The sequence below is a fragment of the Actinosynnema sp. NPDC059335 genome (assembly GCF_042752395.1).
Taxonomy (GTDB): Bacteria; Actinomycetota; Actinomycetes; order Mycobacteriales; family Pseudonocardiaceae; genus Actinosynnema.
In genome coordinates, this window is sequence record NZ_JBHYXZ010000067.1 from 42,907 (window position 1) to 44,313 (window position 1,407).

Consider the following 1,407-nt stretch of genomic DNA (forward strand, 5'->3'; position numbering starts at 1 on the left):
GTGGTGGGGGGGGGGGGGGGGGGGGCGGGGGCGCCCCCCGGCCCGGGGGGGGGGGGGGGGTGGGGGGGGGGGGGGGGGTGGTTCTCCCGGCCCCCCGGCGTCTCGCTGCTCCTCTAGCGACCGGCGAAGAACCCCCTCAGGTCCCCGACCAGCAGGTCGGGCGCCTCCAGGGCCGCGAAGTGCCCGCCGCGCGGGAACTCGGTCCAGCGCTCCACCCGGTGCGACCGCTCCGCCAGCGCGCGCACGGGCAGCACGATGTCGTGCGGGAACACCGCCACGCCCAACGGCGCGGGGCACTCGCCCGACCCGATCCCCGACTCCCGCGCCAACCGGGCCGACGACCCCGCCGTCCGGGTGAGCCAGTACAGCGACGCGTGCGTCAGCACCACGTCCACGTCGATCCCCGACGCCGGATCGGCCCACTCGGCGAACTTCTCCGCGATCCACGCCAACTGCCCCACGGGCGAGTCCGTCAACGCGTACGAGACCGTCTGCGGCCGCGTCGCGTGCAACACCTGGTACCCGGGCCGGTTCCGCATGATCGCGCGGGTCCTCTCCAGCCGTCGCTCGTCCTCTTCGGACAGCGCAACACCGTCCACCGGCGGCGTGGGCAGGAAGTTGACGTGCACGCCCACCACGTTCGCCGGCGCCGCCGCGGCCATCGCCCTGGCGATCCCGGAACCCCAGTCCCCGCCCTGCGCCCCGTAACGCCGATAGCCCAACGCGGCCATCAACCCGACGAACGCCCGCGCCACCCGGCCGACGTCCCACCCGCGCGACGTCGTCGGACCCGACAGCCCGAAACCGGGGATGGACGGGATGACCAGGTGGAAGTCCCGCGACAACGGCTCCACGACGTCGAGGAACTCGAACACCGAACCGGGCCAGCCGTGGACCAGCACGAGCGGCAGCGCGTCGGCGCGGTCCGAGCGGACGTGGAGGAAGTGCACGCGCTGACCGTCGACCTCGGTGACGAACTGCGGCCACCGGTTCAGCCGCGCCTCGTGCCGCCGCCAGTCGTACCCGTCGCGCCACCGGTCGACCAGCGAGCGCACCTCGGCCAAGGGGAACCCGTAGTCGAACCCGGCGTCCGGCAGTTCGTCGGGCCACCGCGTCCGCGCCAACCTCCCGGCCAGGTCGTCCAGCTCCGCCTGCGGCACGTCCAGCGTGAAGGGCGTGATCATCACTGCTCCGTTGGTCTCACCAATGTTGGTCGGACCAACAGTAGCCCATGTTCGTTGGCCGCGCCAACGTTCCATCCCGCCCCGACCGCCGACCTCACGCCCTTGCTTCTCCCCATGGAGGAGGGCTTCGTGTCATCCCGCCGACCTGGCGCAGCCCTACCGCACGCGTCAAGGGGGCCGGGGGGCAGTGATTTGCCCATTTTGGTCATTTACCGCCCCCCGT

1 protein-coding gene is annotated in these 1,407 nt (G+C 73.0%); it reads right to left on the minus strand.

Annotated elements, in window-relative coordinates; genetic code table 11:
* Positions 1 to 113: 113 nt before the first annotated feature.
* Positions 114 to 1,184 carry an epoxide hydrolase family protein gene (locus ACFXGA_RS21520; protein WP_378090519.1) on the minus strand — a complete coding sequence of 357 codons (1,071 nt, stop codon included), beginning with the start codon at positions 1,182 to 1,184 and terminating at the stop codon, positions 114 to 116.
* Positions 1,185 to 1,407 lie beyond the last annotated feature (223 nt).